The 3,706-nt window shown below is 42.1% G+C and carries 4 protein-coding genes; 1 reads left to right on the top strand and 3 read right to left on the bottom strand.

The genetic code is table 11. The annotated features are described in order from the left end of the window. Positions 1-120 precede the first annotated feature (120 nt). Positions 121-774 (bottom strand): ABC transporter substrate-binding protein, encoded by a 654-nt coding sequence (locus tag F6K53_RS35640; RefSeq protein WP_293084072.1) that lies wholly within the window; start codon positions 772-774, stop codon positions 121-123. A 97-nt stretch (positions 775-871) separates the two neighbouring features. On the opposite strand from F6K53_RS35640, the gene F6K53_RS35645 reads away from it, so the two are divergent. Next, the gene (locus F6K53_RS35645) at positions 872-1,027 is read left to right on the top strand and encodes a hypothetical protein (RefSeq protein ID WP_293084075.1); all 156 of its coding nucleotides are present in this window, start codon (positions 872-874) and stop codon (positions 1,025-1,027) included. A 10-nt stretch (positions 1,028-1,037) separates the two neighbouring features. Here the strand turns inward: F6K53_RS35645 and F6K53_RS35650 are convergent, their stop codons facing one another. Beyond that, a complete protein-coding gene (locus tag F6K53_RS35650) occupies positions 1,038-2,711 on the bottom strand; it encodes a methyl-accepting chemotaxis protein (protein ID WP_293084078.1) in 1,674 nt (557 codons plus the stop codon). A 23-nt stretch (positions 2,712-2,734) separates the two neighbouring features. Continuing rightward, a partial coding sequence (locus tag F6K53_RS35655; RefSeq protein WP_293084081.1) for a CheR family methyltransferase occupies positions 2,735-3,706 on the bottom strand: 972 nt, incomplete at its 5' end.

A 3,706-nucleotide genomic window follows, 5' to 3' on the forward strand; every position in this document is an offset into this window, starting at 1 on the left:
CGGGTGCATCTCCTAAAAGCTGTTTGATTCGGTGGTGCGTTACGGGGCGGACTTTCCCAAAGCTGGCTACGAGCTGGAAAATGACGGCGAGCCGCCCCTAACGCACCCTACGTAATATTTTCAAATATGAGATGCACCCATCCCTAGGTCAAGGTTCTTGACCTTCTCAACCGCCTGTCTGAGCCGAGCCTTGTCAACCTTATCCCCCATCATTTGTAGAATCACAACTAGGAGTTTTGCATTCAGAAACCCTTCCAGACTAACAAAACTATACCTAAGGGGTTTGTATTCTGCCGAGCTGAAATTCTTCGGAGGCATCGGGTTATATTGATCCATCAATGCTCGATAGTCACTTACAGCAGCTAGGGAGGTGTCATTGTAACTGGGTACCACTTGCGAATTAATCAAATTTGTAGTATAATCTATACCAGTATCAAAGAGTAGAAATACATCATCATTTTCAATCAAATTAATGGTGTTTTTAATCGCCCTAGTGGGATTGTATCCATCATCATAAGCCTGAATCACAATTTGTTTGCCATTGATACCGCCTTGGGGATTAATATCTTCTATATAAGCCATTGAACCTCTATACAATTCAATGCCTAAACTTCTAGATGCTCCTGTAAATGCAGCAGACATTCCCAACACAATATCATCCTCTTGGCTCTTCCCTGAGAAACCTGATACCAAAACAAGCAATAGAGATAAAAATAGAGATAAAATAATTAGACCCAGAAGCTTTAACTGATTGGAAATGTGTTTGCTTAACATATAGCGGTTTGCGTGTAGGTTAAGTTAAGTTAGGATACTAACTACTAACTACTGACTACTAACTACTGACTACTTCTTCTTATTGTAATTAGCGCGGGTGGCAAACCGCTATATCCGATTGTCCTATGCGATCGCTATTCTTAAACTATCAGCGATCAGCATCTTTACGGTTGTCCAGAACTACTTATATCTTCGTCTCCAGAGCCTTTTTCGTAAGTTTTCCGTGATTAAAAAGCTGAAGGCTGACGGCTGACGGCTTACGTCTAAACTTGAAACACCGAAACTTCTGTTTGTAATCCTTGGGCAGTATCATCCAATCGTTCCAGAGCATTATTCGTATCTCTTAGAGAATCAGCCGTTTGTTGTGAGGCTTCGCTTAATTGAACCATCGCCTCGCTAATTTGTTGAGCACTTTTTGATTGGTCTTCAACACTTTGATTCACCATCTCAAACCGGGGAGTCAGGCTCTGCACTTGCTCAATTACTTTAGCAATTTGTTCACTAATCTTGCCGACATTTTCGACACTAGTACTGACATCCTTGCTAAATTTATCCATTTCCATCACCCCAGTTGACACTGCTGATTGCATCTCTTTTACCATGGTCTCAATTTCTAGGGTAGCCACTGCCGTTTGGTCAGCTAGCCGCCGAATTTCCCGAGCCACAACCGCAAAACCAGCCCCATACTCTCCTGCTTTCTCCGCTTCAATGGCAGCGTTGAGGGATAGTAAATTAGTCTGATCGGCTACTTTAGTAATAGTGGTGACAACGCTACTGATATTATTGGCTTTTTCATTCATCACCCCCAGTTTGGCAGAAATAGAACTAGTAGCATTGGCTAAGTGACGCATGGTACTTTCCATACGCATCAGGTCTTGTTGACCATGGCTAGCAGCATCAGCAGTAATTTGAGACAGCTGAGCGAGTTGCTCCATAGTTTTAACTAATTCCCCAGAGGTATTGGCAATTTCTTGAGCTGTGCTTGTCACCTCGTTGGTGGAGGCTAATTGTTCGGTCATGGTTGCTTCTAATTGCTTACCAGAGGCAGCAATTTGAGTGGTGGAGCTAGTCATTTGGATCCCAGACTGCTGCACCTTATAGATCAATGAATTGAGGTTTTCAGTCATCTTTTTGAGAGATTCCAGTAATTGTCCAATCTCATCCGTTGAGGTAATTTCTACCTTGGTACTCAGATTACCAGCCGAAACTTCTTCTGCTATATCTACTGCTTTGTTTAACGAATTAACGATATCGCGGGTGACAAAAATTCCAAACCCTAGAGTCGCCCCAATGATTAAAATGAAAGCAATCAGTACGATGTTGATTGTACGTTTTTGGTCTTCTTTAGCAAGATTCGCTGAGTTTTGAGATAATGTAACAGCTCGCTGCAAGAGACTCCTCATTTCTGCTTTCAGTTCTTCTGCGGACTTTTCCATCCGTTCTGCAGCAAATTCCGCTTGCTCGGGTTTATTGTTAACAAGTAAACTGAACGCTTCCTCAGATTTATTACCATAACGATCATGCATTATTTTATATAACTCTAATTCAGATTTAAAATCTGACCAGTATTCTTTTTGCTGATTACTTAAGGCTTTTTGGATTTGACGTTGGAGAATGTTATCAACTTTTCTAAAAGCCTCCTCTACTAATCCATCCCTTCGGTTGAACTCCGCTCTGGCTTCACTAAATGTGTTTCTAGCAGTGGCGCTTTCTGCATATCGGTAATTAAATCGAAAAGCCCGTTGAAAATTAACCCCCTGAGCAAGTTGACTTTCTTGCATTTCCGTCATGTGCTGGATAAGGGGGAGATATTCTTCAGCTATCTTACCAATTTCAGCCGCTAACTTTGACAGTTCTATCCAGGTAATTCCCCCTCCTAAAAGTATGGTAAAACTAGAGAATATTAGTAGACCTAGTAGTTTAGTTGCAATTTTCATTTAATTCCAAGTAGCCCCTGTTGCTATTGACTTTTTAAGTTTTGTAGTCGTTGAATTCGCTGTCGGATTACTGTAGCTTTAGCCAGATCCCCACGATTTTCTTGAAGTAAAGCCAGATGAAAGAGTGCTTCGTAGTAATTCGGTTTCAGGTAAACTGCTTTCTGGAAGCATTGCTCAGCCTGCTCGTCATTGTCCAAGGCCTGATGGACTTCTCCGAGTAACACATAAGCCTCAGCACTAGTCAAATTTTGACTTAGGTAAGTTTGGCACAGTGTCACCGCTTCCTCCAAATTTCCTTGATTGGCTAATCTCCTAGCTTTTTCAAGCAAGGATTCTTGTCCCTTTTCAAGCTCCCTTTGTAAGCAGGATTGTTTGATTCCTTTAGACTGTCGATTAACCAGAGCAGAGGGGGAAGATGATCTTGTTTGGTATTCCTGGTCTTGCTCCTGGTCCTGGTTTTGCCCTTGTATTGGATAGAGAGAATGGATCAGCGTCACTGGGGACTTATGACTCGGGAGTGACGATGAGGTTTCCCAATTTCTCCTGCGCCCCTGTTGAGAGTTCCTGGTCTGGGGTTGTCTAAGATCTTTCACCTTCTGATAGGCAAAAGCAAAGGGATAGCGAACTGACACAAATCGATTGGTAGTTATTACTCCTGTTTCAGCAGACCCCACAAACAGCAAACCTTTAGGCATTAATAAGCGATCTAAGAGTTGTATAGCACGGAACCGGGAAGATTTATCCAAATAAATCAATAAATTGCGGCAGAATATAATGTCATAGTTGTTCTGAGCCAAGCCCAAGGGGTCTAGAATATTACCATGCTTAAAATTAACGGTATTGCGCACCAACTGACATAATTCATAACTATCTGCTGTTTGCTTAAAATAGCGTTTTTGTTGCTGTAGTTGGTTGCCCCGAAAGGAATTCCTGCTGTAGAGAGCACGTCGAGCTTTGTGCAATGCTTCCTTGCTGATATCAATAGCATCGACTCG

The sequence above is a fragment of the Moorena sp. SIO4A1 genome, from assembly GCF_010672065.1.
Classification (GTDB): domain Bacteria; phylum Cyanobacteriota; class Cyanobacteriia; order Cyanobacteriales; family Coleofasciculaceae; genus Moorena.

Coding starts and splice junctions, on each gene's coding strand:
- F6K53_RS35640 (WP_293084072.1), bottom strand. CDS start 774: ATGTTAAGCAAACACATTTCCAATCAGTTAAAGCTTCTGGGTCTAATT.
- F6K53_RS35650 (WP_293084078.1), bottom strand. CDS start 2,711: ATGAAAATTGCAACTAAACTACTAGGTCTACTAATATTCTCTAGTTTT.